Below are 18,006 nucleotides of genomic sequence, written 5' to 3'. Positions count from 1 at the left end.
GGAGTGGGGAACTCCCGTTCGGCGGGCGGGATGCCAGGCGGGACGAATCGGGGGGATCCGGGTGTTCGAGGACGGCGAGCTGGAACGGCTCGTGGCAGCTGCTCAGGCGGGCGACCCGGGCGCGATGGAGTACCTGCTGGCCAAGCTGCGGCCGGTGGTGCTGCGCCGCTGCTCGCGCTTCCTGCCCCACCACGCCGACGCGGAGGAGGCCGCACAGGACGCGCTGCTCTCCATCAGCACGCACCTGGGCGGGTACAGCGGCCAAGGCTCCTTCCTCGGCTGGGTGACGGTGATCGCCTCGAACGCCGCCCGGGCCACCTACCGCTCGATGCGCCGACGCGCCGAGGACAGCCACGCCGACCTCCCCGAGTCCGTCGACCCGCGCACCACCAGCGTCATCGCCGGGAGCCGGCTCGACCTGATGGAGGCGCTGGCCGCGCTGGAGCAGCAGCACCCCGCCCTGGTGGAGTCCTTCGTGCTGCGCGACCTGGGCGACCTGACCTACGTCCAGGTGGCCGAGGAGCTGGGCGCCCCGCTGGGCACGGTCAAGGACCGCATCCACCAGGCCCGCCGCTTCATGCGCGAGCGCCTGGTCACCGGTCGGTGAACGGCGGTCCCGCCACGGGCGCCGGCCGCACCGTCGTCCGGACCCGGTCCGCCGTCGCCGCCCTGGTGGCGGCCGCCGCGCTCGGGCTGGCGACCGGCCGGTTCGTCCTGCCGCCGCCCCCCGGAGCCGACGCGGACCCCGCGGCGCGACCGGTCGCCGCGGCCGGCGGGGCCTCCCGGGGCGCGTCCGCTCCCGCGACGCCCGGCGGGCCCGCCCCGACGCCCTCGTCCTCCGGATCCGCCGCGCCGGCCGGTGCGACCGGTGCGACCGGGCCGGTGACGAAGGCGAACCTGCTGGGACCCGCGGCGTTCGGCCCGGACATCGCCACCGGGCGGATCCACGTCACCGACCGGTTCGGCGACGGGCATTACGCCAACGCGGCCTGCACCGGGGAGAAGACCCTTGAGGAGACCCTGGGCGGGCCCGGTGCCCACTTCCGGGGACTGATGACCGGCACCCGCACCGACCCGGGCGACCCCACCCTGGCCCTGGACAGCGCCGACCAGATCGCCCGCCAGTTCGCCGCCGAGGCCCGGAGCCCTTCCCTGGCGCAGAACTTCGCCGAGCGCCTGCTGCTGGAGCAGGTGCCCTGCCAGGAGGAGACGCCGGGGCACTGGGTCTACGGAAAGACCACGACCCTGCGGCTCGCCCCGGACGTCACCGCGCGCTGGATGGGCGCCTACTCGGGATCCCTCAACACCACCGGCACGGCGCCCGAGGACAAGGAGCCCTGCGGCGGCATCGCCGTGCTGCGCAGCGGCACCCACTACGGAGTGCTGGAGGTCGACGCCTGCCTGGGGACGGCCGCGATGGACCGCGTCGTCAGGACCGCTCTGTCACAGCTGTGAAACAGGCGGTCGGCGCTCCAACTTTCCGTCCCGCGGCGGCATCTCCCCCGGTTGTACGAGGACGCAGCAGGCGTCCCGACCAGCAGGGGGACCAGATGAACGAGAACCGGACCGTCCAGCAGAAGTCCGTTCGCCGCAACCGCGTCGCCGCCGCGGCCTGCTTCGCCGCCGCGGTGATGACGGCCACCGTCGTGGGCGCCCAGTCGGCCACCGCGGACGGGGCCGCCCACCGCACCGCCGGCGTCGCCCGCCCGGCCGCGGTCGCCGCGCCCGGACTCGGCTCCGCCGCCCTCGTCCAGAGCGAGGACTACGTCCGGAAGGGCCTGAACCCGGTCGGCGCGACCGTCGAGCTGACCGGACGGCAGGCGCTGTCCGCCTGCTCCGGCGAGACGACGATGCGCGACCTGACCAAGGCCAAGGCCACCGCGTACGCGTCCGTGAACTGGACCCTCGCCAAGGACGGCATGCTGACCGAGTCGGCCGCGAGCGCCCCCACCAAGACCACGGCCGCCACCTGGGAGAAGCAGCTCGTCGCCCTCGTCCAGGACTGCCAGGACGAGCCCGCCGGCCACTGGCGCTACGGCGCGGCCCACACCGTGACCACCACCGGCGGCACCGCCCGCTGGTACGCGTCCTACAACGGCGACGGCGCTGTCAGCGGCGGGGTCGCGGTCCTGCGCAGCGGCACCAGGATCGCCGTCGTCGAGCTGACCGGCCGGCCCGCCCCGACCTCCTTCGCGGGCATCGCCACCGCGGCACTGAACCGCCTCTCCTCCTGAACGGGACCCCCGCTCCGCCCGCACCACCGGGCGGAGCGGGCCCCGTCCGGGCCCCCGGCGGCTCCCGTCGGACCTCCGTACGGGTCCCGTGCGAGTCCCGTCCGGCCTCCGTACGGCTCCCGTGCGGCGCCCGTCCGGCTCCCGCCCGACCTCCGTGCGAGTCCCGTCACACCCCGTCCGACCTCCGTGCGGCTCCCGTCCAGCCCCCGCCGCCCCCCGTCACACCCCGGCCCCGCTCCGTCACACTCAGATGTGCACCCCCTCGCACGCCCGTGCATTTTCTGCGGAACAATGGATCGGTGACCTCACCCCATCTCGCGCGCCCCGAAGCCCCGGCCCCCCGGCTGATCGCCACCGACCTCGACGGAACCCTGCTGCGGGACGACAAGTCCGTCTCGGAGCGCACCGTCGCGGCCCTCGCCTCCGCCGAGCGCGCGGGCATCGAGGTCTTCTTCGTCACCGGACGCCCCGCCCGCTGGATGGACGTCGTCCGCGAGCACGTGCACGGCCACGGCCTCGCGATCTGCGCCAACGGCGCCGCGGTCGTGGACCTGCACGCCGGCGGCACGTTCCTGGAGGTCAGGCCGCTGGAGCGGCCCGTCGCCCTGGACGTCGTCCGCGCCCTGCGGGCCGCCGCGCCCGGCACCTCCTTCGCGGTCGAGCTCACCACCGGGATCCACTACGAGCCCGAGTACCCGCCGTTCTTCCTCGACCCCGGCGCCACCGTCGCCACCGCCGAGAAGCTGCTGTTCGAGGAGGCCCCCGGGGTCGCCGCGCCGGTGCTCAAGCTCCTCGCCCAGCACCCCGAGCTCGACCCCGACGCCTTCCTCGCCGCCGCCCGCGAGGCCGCCGGCGACCTGGCCTCGATCACCCGCTCCAGCCCCACCGCCCTCATCGAGATCAGCGGCCTCGGCGTCTCGAAGGCATCCACCCTGGCGCACTGCTGTGCCGAGCGCGGCATCACCGCGCAGGAGGTCGTGGCCTTCGGCGACATGCCCAACGACATCGAGATGCTCAGCTGGGCCGGCCGCTCGTACGCGATGGGCAACGCCCACCCGGACGTCATCACCGCCGCCTCGGGGCGCACCGTCGGCAACAACGAGGACGGCGTCGCCGTGATCATCGAGCAGCTCGTCGCGGAAGCGGCGGCGAACCGCTAGACACCGGCCCGGGGCGAACCTCCGTACCGCGAGGGCCCCGCGACCGGCCCCCGCCCAAGGCCCGGCGGCCCGCCAGGCACCTACAGCGGGGCCTCCCACACCACCGTCGTACCGCCGTCGTCCTCCCCGATGCCCGGGTCGCACCAGCTCGCGCCGCCCAGCGACTCGGCCCGCCGGGCCAGGTTGCGCAGGCCGCTGCGCCGGCCACCCTCGGGGATGCCGACGCCGTCGTCCGCGACCGAGAGCCGGACCCCGGCGGTGCCGTCCGGGAGCGTGACACCGGCGTCCACCACCACCTCGATCCGGGTCGCCCCCGAATGCCGGAAGGCGTTCGACAGGGCCTCGCGCAGGGCGGCGATGAGGTTCTTGCCGGTGAGCTCGCCGACCGTCGCGTCGATCGCGCCGAGGAAGCGGTGGGAGGGCTTGAAGCCCAGCGGCACGGCCGCCATGTTGATCTCCCGCAGCACCCGGGTGCGCAGCCCCGAGGGGGCCTCGGCGGGCCCCTGCTGGAGCGCGAAGATCGCGGTACGGATCTCCTGGATGGTGACGTCCAGCTCGTCCACCGCCTTGCCGACGCCCTCCTGCACGGCCGGCACGACCGACTTCCGCTGGGCGCTCTCCAGCATCATCCCGGTGGCGAAGAGCCGCTGGATGACCAGGTCGTGCAGGTCACGGGCGATCCGGTCGCGGTCCTCGAAGACCGCGAGCCGCTCCCGGTCCCGCTGCGCCTCGGCCATCATCAGGGCGAGCGCCGCCTGCGAGGCGAACTGGGTGGCCAGGGTCCGCTCGGTCTCCGTGAACTGCCGGGCGCCCCGGGCCCGCGGGGTGGCGAGCGCGCCCAGCACCCGGCCGCCGCTCTGCAGCGGCAGCAGCATCGCGGGCCCGTACTGGGCGGCGAGCCGGTGCACCATCCGTACGTCACTGGAGGCGTCGGCCACGAACACCGCCTCGCCCTCCATCAGCCGCTGCACGACGGGGCTCTCGGGCGGGATCACCACCCCGAGCGACTTGGTGGGGTGCGGCGAGGAGGCCGCGACGATCTCCAGGCCGCCCTCCTCCGCGGGCAGCAGCACGATCCCGGCGGCCGCGTCGGCGAGCCGGCGGGCCTGCTCGGCGACGACGGTGAGGGCGTCGTCGGCGTCGCCGCCGGAGAGCAGCGCGGTGGTGACGGCGACCGAACCGTCGATCCAGCGCTCGCGCTGCATGGCGGCCTCGTACAGGCGCGCGTTGCCGATCGCGATCCCGGCCTCGGTGGCGAGCACCCGGACCATGTGCACGTCGTAGTCGTTGAACTCGCCGCCGCCGCGCTTCTCGGCGAGGTAGAGATTGCCGAAGATCTCGCCCTGCACCCGGATCGGAACGCCGAGGAAGGTGCGCATCGGCGGGTGTCCCGGCGGGAATCCGGCCGCGCGCGGATCGGCCGACAGGTCGGCGAGCCGGATCGTCTGCGGGTCCTGGATGAGCGCGCCGAGCAGCCCGGCGTGCCCGTCGGGAAGGCGCCCGATCCGGCGGGCCACCTCGTCCCCGACGCCGTAGGTGACGAAGTCGGAGAGCCCGTCGCCCTCCTCGTCGACCACGCCGATCGCGGCGTAGCGGGCGTCGGCCAGCTCGGCCGCGGTCTCGCAGATCCGGTCGAGCGTGGAGTGCAGTTCGAGGCCGGTGCCGACCGAGCGCATGGCCTCCAGGAGCTGGGGCACGCGGGCGGTGAGCTCGGTGGAGAGCCCTTGCAGGCTGCGCGTGGCCTGGGTCGCGGCTTCGAGCGGGTCCGGGGCGTCGGGCACGGCGGCAGTCATGGGCCTGAGCCTAGTTAGTCCTATTTGCCAAGAAAAGTCGGCGTCTGGTCGGAGGCCGACAGCAGATCGCTCTCCCGCTCCCTTTCCAGCATCCGCCGCAGCGGTCCGTCGGCCGCCGCCAGCTCCGCGTACGCCCCGCGCTGCACGGTCCGGCCCCGGTCCAGGACCAGGACCTCGTCGACGGCGTCGAGGCCGTGCAGACGGTGGGTGATCAGCACGGTCGTACGGCCCTCGGTCTCCCGGAGCAGGTCGTCGGTGAGCGCGTCGGCGGTGGCCAGGTCCAGGTGTTCGGCCGGCTCGTCGAGGACGAGGACGGGGAAGTCGGCGAGGAGCGCCCGGGCGAGCGCGAGGCGCTGCCGCTGCCCGCCGGAGAGCCGCGAGCCGTGCTCGCCCACCAGGGTGTCGAGGCCGTCCGGCAGCCCGTCCACCCAGTCCAGGAGCCGGGCCCGGCCGAGCGCGCCGCGCAGGTCCTCGTCGGAGGCGCCGGTCCTGGCGAGCCGGAGGTTCTCCCGGATGGTGCTGTCGAAGATGTGGGCGTCCTGGGCGCACAGACCGACGAAGCGCCGGACCTCGTCCCCGTCGAGTTCGGCCGCCGCGGTGCCGCCGAGCCGGTACGTGCCGGACTCCGCGTCCAGGAAGCGCAGCAGGACCTGCGCGAGCGTGGTCTTGCCGGAGCCGGAGGTACCGACCACGGCGACCCGCCGGCCGGCCTCCAGGGTGAGCGCGAAGGCGTCGAGCGCGGGCCGGCCCTGCCCGGCGTGCCGGGCGGTGAGCCCGGCCAGCTCCAGCGGGAAGGGCGCGGCCGGCGGCGTCGCGGGGGTCTCCGGCTCGTGTACGGGCACGGGCGCGTCGAGCACGTCGAGGACCCGCTCGGCGCTGCGCCGCACCCGCTGGCGGTACTGGACGGCCAGCGGCAGCCCGGTGACGGTCTCGAAGGCGGCCAGCGGGGTGAGTACGACGACGGCGAGCGCGACGCCCTCCAGGCGTCCCTCGCGTACCGCCTGGACGCCGACGAGCGCGGCCCCGGCGACCGTGAGGCCGCAGATCAGGGCGGAGAGGCCGGCGCTGAGCGCGGTGGCGGCGGACTGGCGGGAGGCGATGCCGGTGAGCGTGCGGTCGGCCGCCCCGGCCCGCTCCTCGCGGTCCTTGAGGGCCCCGGCGACGGTGAGTTCGGCGCAGCCCCGCAGCAGGTCGACCACGGCGGTGGTGAGCGTGCCGCGGGCGGGCGCGAGCTGGCGTTCGGCCCGGCGGGCGAGCGCGCCGCCGATCAGCGGGACGCCCACGCCGGCGAGCACCAGGCCCGCGGCGAGCACGGCGCCGGCCTCGGGCAGCAGCCAGGCGGTGAACCCGACCGAACCGGCGCCGACGAGCAGGGCGGCGCCCGCCGGCAGCAGCCAGCGCAGCCAGTAGTCCTGGAGGGCGTCGACGTCCTGGACGAGCCGGGCGAGCAGGTCGCCGCGCCGCGTGCGGCGCAGCCCGGCGGGGGCGATCCGCTCCAGGCGCCGGTAGACGGCCACCCGCAGGTCGGCGAGCATCCGCAGCACGGCGTCGTGCGAGACGATCCGCTCGGCGTAGCGGAACACGGCCCGTCCGATGCCGAAGGCGCGGGTCGCGGTGACGGCGACCATCAGATAGAGCACGGGCGGCTGCTCGGAGGCGCGGGAGATGAGCCAGCCGGAGACGGCCATCAGCCCGACGGCGGAGCCGAGCGCCAGGCTGCCGAGCAGCAGCGCGAGCGCCATGCGGCCCCGCAGCTCCCCGGCCATGCCCCGGACCCGGCCGAGGACCGAGCGCGCGGGGGAGCCGTCGGCGTCGCGCACGGGCTCGCGGCTCTCGGGCGCGTCCCCTTCGGCCTCGTCGCTCGGGCGGGACGGGAGCGGCTCGCCCAGGTCGTCCGTGAGGCGGGCCGCCGTGACGGGGGAGTACGGGACGGAGGCCCGGTCGGCGGCCGGGGCGCCCTCGATCCGCACCACCCGGTCGGCGACCGCGAGCAGCGCGGGCCGGTGGACGACGAGCAGGACCGTGCGGCCCGCGGCGAGGCGGCGGACGGCGTCCACGACGGCGGCCTCGGTCGCGCCGTCCAGCGCGGCCGTCGGCTCGTCCAGGAGCAGCAGCGGCCGGTCGGCCAGGAACGCCCGGGCGAGGGCGAGGCGCTGGCGCTGGCCGGCCGACAGACCGGCGCCGTCCTCGCCGAGCACGGTCTCCGTGCCCTCGGGCAGCTCGGCGACGAACTCCTCGGCGCCCGCGTCCCGCAGGGCCCGGCGCACGGCCTCGTCGGAGGCGTCCGGCCTGGCCAGGCGCACGTTCTCGGCGATCGTCCCGGCGAACAGGTAGGGGCGCTGCGGCACCCAGGCGATCCGCGACCGCCACTCCTCCAGGTCCAGGGAGGCCAGTTCGGCGCCGTCGACCCGGACCGAGCCGCCGTCCTCCGGGGCCACGAAGCCGAGGACCACGTCGAGGAGCGTCGACTTGCCGGCCCCGCTCGGCCCCACCAGGGCCACCGTCTCGCCCGGCTCCACGGTCAGCGTGGCCGCGTCCAGGGAGGGCTCCGCGCGCCCCGCGTGACGCACCGTCACCCGGTCGAGCTCCAGCCGTGTCGACGCGGGCACCGGCCCCGTACCGGCCTCCGGCACCGGGCGCTCCAGGACCTCGAAGATCTCCTCGGCGGCGGCGAGCCCCTCGGCCGCCGCGTGGTACTGCGCCCCCACCTGCCGCAGCGGCAGATAGGCCTCCGGCGCCAGGATCAGGATGACCAGGCCGGTGTACAGGTCGAGGTCCCCGTGGACCAGCCGCATGCCGATGGTGACGGCGACCAGGGCCACCGAGAGGGTGGCGAGCAGTTCGAGGGCGAAGGAGGAGAGGAACGCGATCCGCAGCGTCCGCATGGTCGCCCGCCGGTAGTCGGCGGTGATCGACCGGATGTTCTCGGCCTGGGCCTTGGCCCGGCCGAAGACCTTGAGCGTGGGCAGTCCGGCCACCACGTCGAGGAAGTGCCCCGACAGACGGGAGAGCAGCTTCCACTGACGGTCCATCCGGGCCTGGGTGTACCAGCCGATCAGGATCATGAAGACCGGGATCAGCGGCAGCGTCACCACGATGATCGCGGCCGAGACCCAGTCCTCGGTGACGATCCGGGCGAGGACCGCCACCGGGACCACCACCGCGAGCCCCAGCTGCGGCAGATAGCGCGCGAAGTAGTCGTCGAGCGCGTCCACGCCCCGCGTCGCGAGCGCGGCCAGCGAACCGGCCTTCTGCCCGCTGAGCCATCCCGGCCCGAGCCGGGCCGCGTGCCGGAGCAGCCGCCCGCGCAGCTCGGACTTGACCGCCGCGCTCGCCCGGTGGGCGGCGAGCTCGGTCAGCCAGGCGACCAGCCCCCGCCCCGCCGCCACTCCGGCGAGCAGCAGCAGGGGCGTGGTGAGCCCGGAGGCCGACAGGCCCTTCTGGAAGGCCCCGACCACGATCTCGGCGATGAGCATCGCCTGGGCGACGACCAGCGCCGCCCCGACGAGACCGAGCACGACCACCGCCGTGAGGAAGACCCGGGTGGCGCGGGCGTGCTGGAGCAGCCGCGGATCGATCGGTTTCACGTGAAACATGCTCCCCTGATGAGGCCGGTGCGGGTCCGGCCAGGGCCTGTCGGACGGCCTAGTGGGCCTGGGCGATGTTCTGCGTGCCGATCCGCTTGCGGAACACCCAGTAGGTCCAGCTCTGGTAGAGCAGCACCAACGGGGTCGCGATGGCCGCGCACCACGTCATGATCTTGAGCGTGTACGGGCTCGACGACGCGTTCGTGACCGTGAGGCTCCACGCGGGGTCCAGCGAGGACGGCATGACGTTCGGGAACAGCGCCAGGAAGAGCATCGCCACCGCGGCGGCGATCGTGACGCCCGAGAGCGCGAACGACCAGCCCTCCCGCCCGATCTTGATCGCCCCGATCGCCCCGACCAGGCAGACCGCCGCGATCACCAGGGCCAGCAGGCTCCAGCCGTCGCCGTTGTCCACCTGGGTCCAGATGAGGAAGACGAGCGCGAGCACCGCGGTGACCAGACCCAGCTTGAGCGCGAGCGCCCGGGCCCGGGTGCGGATGTCGCCGAGCGTCTTGAGCGAGGCGAAGACGGCTCCGTGGAAGGTGAACAGGGTGAGCGTGACCAGTCCGCCGAGCAGGGCGTACGGGTTGAGCAGGTCCCAGAAGGTGCCGACGTACTCCATCTCGCGGTCGATCTTCACTCCGCGCACGATGTTGCCGAAGGCCACGCCCCACAGGAACGCGGGGACCAGGGAGGTCCAGAAGATGGCCTGCTCCCAGTTGCGCTGCCACTTCTCCTCAGACCGCTTCGCACGGTACTCGAAGGCGACACCCCGCACGATCAGGCAGAGCAGGATGATCAGCAGCGGCAGGTAGAAGCCCGAGAAGAGGGTCGCGTACCACTCGGGGAAGGCGGCGAAGGTCGCGCCGCCGGCCGTCAGCAGCCACACCTCGTTGCCGTCCCAGACGGGACCGATGGTGTTGATGAGGACCCGCTTCTCGGTGCGGTCGCGCGCGAGCAGCTTGGTCAGGACTCCGATCCCGAAGTCGAATCCTTCGAGGAAGAAGTAGCCGATCCAGAGGACGGCGATGAGTACGAACCAGACGTCGTGGAGTTCCATGCCTCGATCTCCTGAGCCTCAGTACGAGAAGGCCATGGGCCGGTCGGGGTCGCGGTCCCCGCCGATCTTGGTGGGCGGGTTGAGGTCGTCCTCGGTGAGCTCGGGCGGGCCGGCCTTGACGTACTTGACCAGCAGCTTCACCTCGATCACGGCGAGCACGGCGTAAAGCAGCGTGAAGGCGATCATCGACGTGAGCACCTCGCCCGTGGAGACCCCGGGGGAGACGGCGTCCCGGGTGCGCAGCACGCCGTAGACGACCCACGGCTGGCGGCCCATCTCGGTGAAGATCCAGCCCCAGGAGTTGGCGATCAGCGGGAAGGCCATGGTCCACAGGGCGACGATCCAGTACCACTTGCCCAGGCGGGGGCTGAGCGCCTTCCGCTTGAACAGCACCAGATTCGGCACCTCGTCCTCACCGGTCCGCAGCCCTGGCGCCAGCATGAACTTCTTGCGGGTCAACCAGAGGCCCACGATCCCGATGGTCAGCGAGGCCATGCCGAAGCCGATCATCCAGCGGAAGCCCCAGTAGGCGACGGGGATGTTCGGCCGGTAGTCGCCGGGACCGAACTTCTCCTGCTCGGCCTTGTTGACGTCGTTGATGCCCGGGACGTACGAGCTGAAGTCGTCGTTCGCGAGGAAGGACAGCAGGCCCGGGATCTCTATGGCGACCGTGTTGTGGCCCTTCTCGACGTCGCCGTACGCGAACACGGAGAAGGGTGCGGGTGCCTGGCCGTCCCAGAGCGCCTCGGCGGCGGCCATCTTCATGGGCTGCTGCTTGAACATGACCTTGCCAAGCAGGTCACCGCTGATCGCGGTGCCGAGGCCGGCGATGATCAGGGTGACCAGGCCGACCCGCAGCGAGGTCCGCATCACGGCGATGTGCCGCTTGCGGGCCAGGTGGAAGGCGGAGATTCCCACCATGAACGCGCCGCCGACCAGGAAGGCCGCCGTGATGGTGTGGAAGAACTGGGTGAGCGCGGTGTTCTGGGTGAGCACCAGCCAGAAGTCGGTGAGCTCGGCCCGTCCCCGCTCGGCGTTGATCCGGTAGCCGACCGGGTGCTGCATCCAGGAGTTGGCCGCGAGGATGAAGTACGCGGACAGGACGGTGCCGATCGACACCATCCAGATGCAGGCGAGGTGGATCTTCTTCGGCAGCTTGTCCCAGCCGAAGATCCACAGGCCGATGAAGGTGGACTCGAAGAAGAACGCGATCAGCGCCTCGAAGGCGAGGGGCGCGCCGAAGATGTCGCCGACGAAACGCGAGTAGTCGGACCAGTTCATGCCGAACTGGAACTCCTGCACGATGCCGGTGACGACACCCATGGCGATGTTGATCAGGAAGAGCTTGCCCCAGAACTTCGTCGCCCTGAGGTACTTCTCGTTCTCGGTGCGCACCCAGGCCGTCTGGAGACCGGCGGTGAGGGCGGCGAGGGAGATCGTCAGCGGGACGAAGAGAAAGTGATAGACGGTGGTGATGCCGAACTGCCAACGCGCCAGAGTCTCCGGCGCCAAAGCTAGGTCCACGTCGTCTTCTCCTTACATCGCCGTGTTCATAACGGCAGTTTGCCCCTTTAATCCCACCAATCCCGGGAGGAACAGGGACACGCTTGTGAACGCGTTCACATTCACAAGCATTATGGCTCATACGAAATCCGCACCTTCGATCGGGGGGTCCCCCTACCGGGGGTCACGCCCGAGAGCATCGAGAAAACCCCCACGAGCAAGGCGCTCGTGGGGGCTCTCCCGATCGTCTCCACCGCCCGGACACGGGGCGAGGAAGTCTGCTTCGACACACTCTCCGAGGGCTGATCAGCCCTCCTGGCGGAAGCCCTCCGCCGTCTTCAGGAACAGGTCGTTCGCCTCGGTCTCACCGATCGTGACGCGGACGCCCTCGCCCGCGAACGGACGCACCACCACGCCGTGCCGCTCGCACTCCGCCGCGAAGTCCATGGTCCGCTCGCCGAGCCGCAGCCAGACGAAGTTCGCCTGGGTGTCCGGCACGGTCCAGCCCTGGGCCACGAGCCCCGCATGGACCCGCGCGCGCTCGGCCACCAGCGAGCCGACCCGCCCGAGCAGCTCGTCCTCCGCCCGCAGCGAGGCCACCGCCGCGTCCTGCGCGAGCTGGCTGACGCCGAACGGCACCGCCGTCTTGCGCAGCGCCGCCGCCACCGGCTCGTGGGCGATCGCGAAACCGACCCGCAGCCCGGCCAGGCCGTACGCCTTCGAGAAGGTCCGCAGCACCGCCACGTTCGGCCGGTCGCGGTAGAGCTCCACGCCGTCCGGGACCTCGGTGTCACGGACGAACTCGCGGTACGCCTCGTCGATGACCACGAGGACGTCGGAGGGCACCCGGTCCAGGAAGCGCTCCAGCTCCGCACGGCGCACCGCGGTGCCCGTGGGGTTGTTGGGGTTGCAGACGAAGATCAGCCGGGTCCGCTCGGTGATCGCCTCGGCCATCGCGTCGAGGTCGTGCACATCGCCGTCGGTCAGCGGCACCTGCACCGAGGTGGCCCCGTTGATCTGCGTGATGATCGGGTACGCCTCGAAGGAGCGCCAGGCGTACATCACCTCGTCGCCCGGACCCGCGGTCGCCTGGATCAGAGACTGGGCGACGCCGACCGAGCCGGTGCCGGTGGCGATGTGCGAGACCGGGACGCCGAAGCGGTCGGCGAGCTCGTTCATCAGCCCCGTGCACGCCATGTCCGGGTAGCGGTTGAAGGTCGCGGCCGCGGCCAGCGCGCTCTCCAGGACCCCCGGCAGCGGCGGATAGGGGTTCTCGTTCGACGAGAGCTTGAAGGCGACCGGTCCGCCCGCGGCGGCCGGCTTGCCCGGCTTGTAGGTGGGGATGCCGTCCAGCTCGGCGCGCAGCTTCGGGCTGCCGGTGCTCGTCCCGCTGGTCTCGCTCACAGTGTGGCCTCCTCGACCGTCCGTACCGCCAATGCTGCTCACCTTATGAGGATTCGGCCCTGCTGCGAATGGCCTGTGGACAACGGAGCGACAACGGGGGGAGCGCGCCCAGGGGTGGCGCGCGCCGGTGGCGAGCGCCGTGGCGCGCATCCCCCGTAGAGGTGAGTTGAGACCTCTTCGAGACCTCGACCCCTCGCCAGGCTCACGGGTACCGAGGCCGACAGGTCACATGCCACGGGCCCGAACACCCTTTGTTTCCCAGGGTGTTAGCTGTTTTTGATCATGCAGAAACGTGCCTGTCAATGCGTGAATATGCGACCGGCCCAACCCACCTCCCTCGCCCTACTATCGGCTCGCCATGACAGCAGCAGGGAAGCACCAGGTGAGCCGGGCACAGACCCGGGGAAGTCGGCAGGGCCGAGCGGGCATCCGGGACGTGGCCGCCGCCGCCGGGGTCTCCATCACGACTGTCTCCGACGCGCTCAACGGCAAGGGCCGGCTCCCGGACGCCACCCGCCGTCACGTCCGCGAGGTCGCAGACCGGCTGGGCTATCGCCCGTCCGCAGCGGCCCGCACGCTCCGTACGGGCAAGTCGGGACTCATCGGCCTGACCGTGACCACGTACGGGGATGAACCTTTCACCTTCACCGAATTCGCGTACTTCGCGGAGATGGCCAGAGCCGCCACCTCGGCCGCGCTCGCTCGCGGCTATGCCCTGGTCATCCTGCCCGCCACCTCCCGTCACGACGTCTGGTCGAACGTCGCGCTCGACGGGACCGTCGTCATCGACCCCTCCGACCACGACCCCGTCGTCACCGAACTCGTCCGCCAAGGACTGCCCGTCGTCTCCGACGGGCGCCCGGCCGGCACCCTGCCGGTCACCGCCTGGGTCGACAACGACCACGAGGCGGCCGTCCTCGATCTGCTCGACCACCTCGCCGCCGCCGGCGCCCGCAGGATCGGCCTGCTCACCGGCACCACCACCGACACCTACACCCGACTGTCCACCACCGCGTACCTCAACTGGTGCGAGCGGGTCGGCCAGGACCCCGTCTACGAGGCCTATCCGGCGCACGACCCGTGCGCGGGCGCCGTCGCGGCCGACCGGCTGCTCGCCCGACCGGACCGGCCCGACGCCGTCTACGGCCTCTTCGACCCCAACGGCACCGACCTGCTGGCGGCCGCCCGCCGCTACGGGCTGCGGGTGCCGGACGACCTGCTGCTGGTCTGCTGCAGCGAGTCGACCGTCTACGCCAACACCGAACCGCCCATCACGACGCTCTCGCTCAAGCCCCGCCGGATCGGCACCGCCGTCGTCCAGCTCCTCATCGACGCCATCGAGGGGATCGACACGGACGGACCGGTCGAGCAGGTGATACCGACGGAGCTGATCATCCGCACCTCCTCGCAGCGAAGGTCGCCGCGGACGACGGTCAGCCCGCCGAGGTCTCCCTCGAAGGACTGATCCGGGAGAGCCCGCCGACCGCGACTCCGCGGATCGGACCGCACGTCACTTCAGGGCCGCGTCGAGGCAAAACCTCGGGGCGGCCCGGCCTCATCCCTGGCCTAGACCTTCCCAATTCGGGCGAAACAACCGGTGAACCCGGAGTGGACCCGGATTCACCACCCCTGGTGCGTCACACAGGAGGACCCTCATTCCTATGATGGGCGGACGACACCGCGGACCACCTCGACCAGACAGGTCCGCGATGTGCAGGGCATCGCGACGGTGGTGGAGGGGTCGATGACTCAGGGGGCCGGGCAGGAACCCGTGGTGCGCACGGCGACGTTGCGTGACTTCCGTGTACCTCCGTACGCCCGGGTGCCCGTCCAGGGACACGCGCCCGAGCCGTTCCCCGCCGACGCGCCGGACGCTCCCGTGGCACCCCCGGCACCCGCCGACGCCACCCTCCAGCTGGTCGGCGCCGCGACCCCTCCGCCCCTGGCGGCCCACCCGGCACCCCCGGCCCACGCGCCGGCCCCGGTCTCCGTGGCACCTCCGGCACCCCCGGCTCCCGCAGCACCCCCAGCCCCCGTGGCGCCTCCGGCTCCCATGGCACCTCCGGCACCGCCGGCCCCCGCGGCCGCCCAGGGCGAGCCGTACGCCGACCAGGGCGAGCCGTACCGCGACCCGAGCTCCTCGATCGTCGCCGTCGCCACCGGTCACCCCGGCAACGCGTACCCCGAGGACGAGCCGCCCGAGGGCTACACCCCCACCGAGCGCGACCTCCCGATCATCAACCGCGGCGACACCGTCCAGGTCCACGTGGCCCCCGCCCCGCAGCCCCTCGCGGCCACCGGCGACGGCCCCGGCCCGCTCTTCGTCGTGGGCGACGTCCACGGCTATCTGGACGAGCTGACCGAGGCCCTGCGCGCCCAGGGCCTCATCGACGAGAACGGCGGCTGGGCCGCGGGCAACGCCCGCCTGTGGTTCCTCGGCGACTTCACCGACCGCGGGCCCGACGGGATCGGCGTCATCGACCTCGTCATGCGCCTCTCCGCCGAGGCCGCCGCCGCCGGCGGCTACTGCAAGGCCCTCATGGGCAACCACGAGCTGCTGCTCATCGGCGCCAAGCGCTTCGGCGACACGCCCGTCAGCTCGGGCGCCGGCACCGCCACCTTCCAGGCCGCCTGGCTCCTCAACGGCGGGCAGAAGCACGACATGGACCGCCTCCAGGACGTCCACCTCCAGTGGATGTCGCGGCTCGACGCCGTGGTGGAGGAGGACGGACACCTGCTGCTCCACTCGGACACCACCGCGTACCTGGAGTACGGGACCACGATCGAGGACGTCAACGACACCGTCCACGAGATCCTCAACCGGAACGACGCGGACGAGGTCTGGGACGTCTTCCGGAAGTTCACCAAGCGCTTCGCCTTCCGCGACGAGGCCGCGGGCCCGCAGGCCGTCCAGGAGCTGCTCGGCACCTACGGCGGCCGCCGGATCGTGCACGGTCACAGCCCCATCCCGTACCTCCTCGGCCAGGTCGGCACGGAGGACGGCGAGGAGGGCGAGCGCCCGCCCGTCGAGGGTCCGCACGTCTACGCGGACGGGCTTGCGATCGCGATGGACGGCGGAGTGACCATGGCCGGAAAACTGCTGGTCGTACAACTCCCGCTGCCTGCCTGACGCATAACCGTACGCATCCGGGGAAGTCGATTTCCCGAAACACCCTGTCACCGCGTGCCGTAACCGCAATACCATCGGCTCATCCGTAGCAGGCTCTCCTCCGTTTCCGCCCAACCGGTCGCTTCACCAGGGCCGTTGCGGCCCTACGGAGCATCGGGGGATGCACATGAACGTGGCTCCGCACCTGCTGACCGAGGACCGCGCCGAGTTCGAGCGCGTTCTCGACGAGGCACTGCGCTCCGCGCGCGACAGGCCGGGTTTCGCCGCCATCGGCGACCGGTTCACGACCGCACAGCTGCGCGAGATGGCGCTGAACGCGACAGCGCTCATCACGACGGCCGCCGCGGTCGAGTACGACCACTTCGTGAAGGTCCGTGAACAGCTCCGGTCGGCGAGCACCACCGGCGCCGGCAGCCCGGCCGAGGCCCTCGACGGCTCGACCGGCGCGGGCGTCGTCGCGATCGTCACCGTCCTCGCCCCGATCCTCGCGGGCACCGCGGCCGTGCTCCTGCTCCTGGTCGGCGCGGTCCTGAAGCTGCTCGACCCGGCGCCCGCCTTCGCCGACACCCTGCTGACCGCCGGCCTGATGTTCGGCGCGGTGGCCGCGGCGGGGCTGGTCTGCGCGGCCGTCGGCCTGCTGGTGACGGCCCTCCGCAACAGCGCCACGGAGGTGCCGGCCGGGACTCCGGACGACGATCTGACCCGCGCGAGACAGGCCTGGGGCCGCGCCCTGGTGGACCGAGGCATCCTGCCCTTCCTCCGCGACGCCCTCGCCGCCCCCGCTCCCCCGCCCCTCCCGGAGCCGGAGCCGAAGCCGAAGCAGCGACCGCCGGCCGGCCGGATCCCCAAGGTCGGCTACAGCGGCCCGGACTTCAGCAGCCCGTCCGAGGGCCCCCCGGCCGCCCGTCCGACCTTCACGAGCCCGGACTTCACCGGCCCGGACTTCGGCTCACCGGACCACGGTCAGGAGTAGCCGGCCCGGGCACCCCGGCACCCCGGCACCCCGGCACCCCGGCACCCGTGAACGAGGCCGGCCCGCGGCTCCCCCCATGGGTCGCGGGCCGGTCACTGCCGAACTCAACGAAGCCGCAGGGCTACTGCGCGGTCGCGGAGGAATGCCTGTCGTGGAAACAGGGTGTACTGCCAGCCCGACGTGGACGCAAAGCGACCCATCGCTCGGAATTGAGCACCGGCCTCCGAGCGGCGCTCCAGACGACTCAGGTAGAACGCGACCAGAGATCGGTCGTCGACGATGCGTGGGTGCGGCGCCGGCCCGGCATCGATCCAGCGCTCCTGGACCTGGGCCAGGTCCATGCCGAGGCGTGCGGACCCCAGCCCCACGTTGCCGTCGGCCAGTCGCATTTCCAGGTTGGCGAGCAGCGGGAGTACCACGAGCGGATGGCCGGCAGGTGCCCGTTCCGCGGCGTTCCTGGCGAACTCGAACATCTTCTTGTGGGAGCCGGACCACTTGGCGCACAGGTACTGCAGAGCCTGACGGTGCCCGGTCCAGTGCAGTGGGTCCCGAGCGACAAGGGCGTCCCATCTCGCGTCGAACTCATGCCGGGAAACCTGCAGCCCGCGCGCTATGCGCACGGCGGTCGCCCGAGGGGTGGGGTCGTTCGGCGCCAGATCGCCCGCCAGCGCGGCCAGTTCGTCCGCCCGGCCAAGGATCTCGTAGAACGTCGGCCAAGCGCTCTTCCGAACGTACCTCGCCGGTCGGGCACTGCGGACGGCCCAGGCACGCGCGACCTCTGCCCGGGAGAGGACGGCGAGAGGATCCCCGCTCTCCGGCTCCGCCTCGGCCCACTCCCGCAGTACGGTTCTGCCGACGGCGCGGTCGGACAGGTACTGCACCCGGTGATCCTTCGCCGCCCAGTCGCCGTCACTGGCACGCAGGAGGTCCCGGGCAGGGCCCCAGTCACCACGCTTCACCAACGCATCGGCGGCGGCACGGAGCTCGCGATCGCCATAGGCGGGCTCGAAGGAGACGAACGGAAAAAAGCCGAACGAAAGCGCGTTGAGCATGGTCACGAGCGAACACTAGTGCTCCGCTCTCCCAGGATGAGGTGAAGGGCGCCGCTTCTGCCATGGGGACCGGCCCGCGGCTCCCCCCATGGGTCGCGGGCCGGTCCCTG

Annotated in this window: 13 protein-coding genes; 7 read left to right on the top strand and 6 right to left on the bottom strand. The window is 72.5% G+C overall.

From position 1 onward, the window contains the following. Positions 1–61: 61 nt before the first annotated feature. From AB0Q96_RS33525 to AB0Q96_RS33510, 4 genes are all read left to right on the top strand, one after another. The gene (locus AB0Q96_RS33525) at positions 62–607 is read left to right on the top strand and encodes an RNA polymerase sigma factor (protein WP_365332139.1); all 546 of its coding nucleotides are present in this window, start codon (positions 62–64) and stop codon (positions 605–607) included. Next, positions 604–1,455, top strand: a complete 852-nt coding sequence (locus tag AB0Q96_RS33520) for a hypothetical protein (protein ID WP_365332137.1) — start codon at positions 604–606, stop codon at positions 1,453–1,455. Before AB0Q96_RS33525 ends, AB0Q96_RS33520 begins: the two co-directional genes overlap by 4 nt. Positions 1,456–1,550: 95 nt before the next feature. Then, positions 1,551–2,234 (top strand): hypothetical protein, encoded by a 684-nt coding sequence (locus AB0Q96_RS33515; protein ID WP_365332135.1) that lies wholly within the window; start codon positions 1,551–1,553, stop codon positions 2,232–2,234. A gap of 299 nt (positions 2,235–2,533) precedes the next feature. After that, entirely contained in the window at positions 2,534–3,394 is an 861-nt protein-coding gene (locus AB0Q96_RS33510; RefSeq protein ID WP_365332133.1) for a Cof-type HAD-IIB family hydrolase, read from the top strand. A gap of 80 nt (positions 3,395–3,474) precedes the next feature. On the opposite strand, the gene AB0Q96_RS33505 is transcribed toward AB0Q96_RS33510, so the two are convergent. The 5 genes from AB0Q96_RS33505 to hisC all read right to left on the bottom strand — a co-directional run bounded on the left by AB0Q96_RS33505 (position 3,475) and on the right by hisC (position 12,741). Next, the gene (locus AB0Q96_RS33505; RefSeq protein ID WP_365332131.1) at positions 3,475–5,187 is read right to left on the bottom strand and encodes a GAF domain-containing protein; all 1,713 of its coding nucleotides are present in this window, start codon (positions 5,185–5,187) and stop codon (positions 3,475–3,477) included. Between the two features lie 20 nt (positions 5,188–5,207). Then, positions 5,208–8,774, bottom strand: a complete 3,567-nt coding sequence (gene cydD, locus AB0Q96_RS33500) for a thiol reductant ABC exporter subunit CydD (RefSeq protein ID WP_365332130.1) — start codon at positions 8,772–8,774, stop codon at positions 5,208–5,210. A 58-nt stretch (positions 8,775–8,832) separates the two neighbouring features. Next, positions 8,833–9,834, bottom strand: a complete 1,002-nt coding sequence (cydB, locus tag AB0Q96_RS33495) for a cytochrome d ubiquinol oxidase subunit II (RefSeq protein WP_365332128.1) — start codon at positions 9,832–9,834, stop codon at positions 8,833–8,835. An 18-nt stretch (positions 9,835–9,852) separates the two neighbouring features. Continuing rightward, the gene (locus AB0Q96_RS33490) at positions 9,853–11,358 is read right to left on the bottom strand and encodes a cytochrome ubiquinol oxidase subunit I (protein WP_365332126.1); all 1,506 of its coding nucleotides are present in this window, start codon (positions 11,356–11,358) and stop codon (positions 9,853–9,855) included. Between the two features lie 285 nt (positions 11,359–11,643). Beyond that, complete coding sequence (hisC, locus tag AB0Q96_RS33485) at positions 11,644–12,741, bottom strand: histidinol-phosphate transaminase (RefSeq protein ID WP_365332124.1); 1,098 nt, start codon at positions 12,739–12,741, stop codon at positions 11,644–11,646. A gap of 358 nt (positions 12,742–13,099) precedes the next feature. On the opposite strand from hisC, the gene AB0Q96_RS33480 reads away from it, so the two are divergent. From AB0Q96_RS33480 to AB0Q96_RS33470, 3 genes are all read left to right on the top strand, one after another. Next, positions 13,100–14,206 carry a LacI family DNA-binding transcriptional regulator gene (locus tag AB0Q96_RS33480; protein WP_365332122.1) on the top strand — a complete coding sequence of 369 codons (1,107 nt, stop codon included), beginning with the start codon at positions 13,100–13,102 and terminating at the stop codon, positions 14,204–14,206. Positions 14,207–14,470: 264 nt separating this feature from the next. Beyond that, positions 14,471–15,871 (top strand): metallophosphoesterase, encoded by a 1,401-nt coding sequence (locus AB0Q96_RS33475; protein ID WP_365332253.1) that lies wholly within the window; start codon positions 14,471–14,473, stop codon positions 15,869–15,871. Between the two features lie 160 nt (positions 15,872–16,031). Next, a complete protein-coding gene (locus tag AB0Q96_RS33470) occupies positions 16,032–16,844 on the top strand; it encodes a hypothetical protein (protein ID WP_365332120.1) in 813 nt (270 codons plus the stop codon). 104 nt (positions 16,845–16,948) lie between these two features. Here the strand turns inward: AB0Q96_RS33470 and AB0Q96_RS33465 are convergent, their stop codons facing one another. Further along, positions 16,949–17,902 carry a hypothetical protein gene (locus tag AB0Q96_RS33465; RefSeq protein WP_365332118.1) on the bottom strand — a complete coding sequence of 318 codons (954 nt, stop codon included), beginning with the start codon at positions 17,900–17,902 and terminating at the stop codon, positions 16,949–16,951. Positions 17,903–18,006 lie beyond the last annotated feature (104 nt).

The organism is Streptomyces sp. NPDC093111, from assembly GCF_040683955.1.
In the GTDB taxonomy this organism is placed as follows: domain Bacteria; phylum Actinomycetota; class Actinomycetes; order Streptomycetales; family Streptomycetaceae; genus Streptomyces.
Note: the sequence above shows the minus strand (reverse complement) of the source record. Positions and strands in the feature narration are given on the sequence as shown.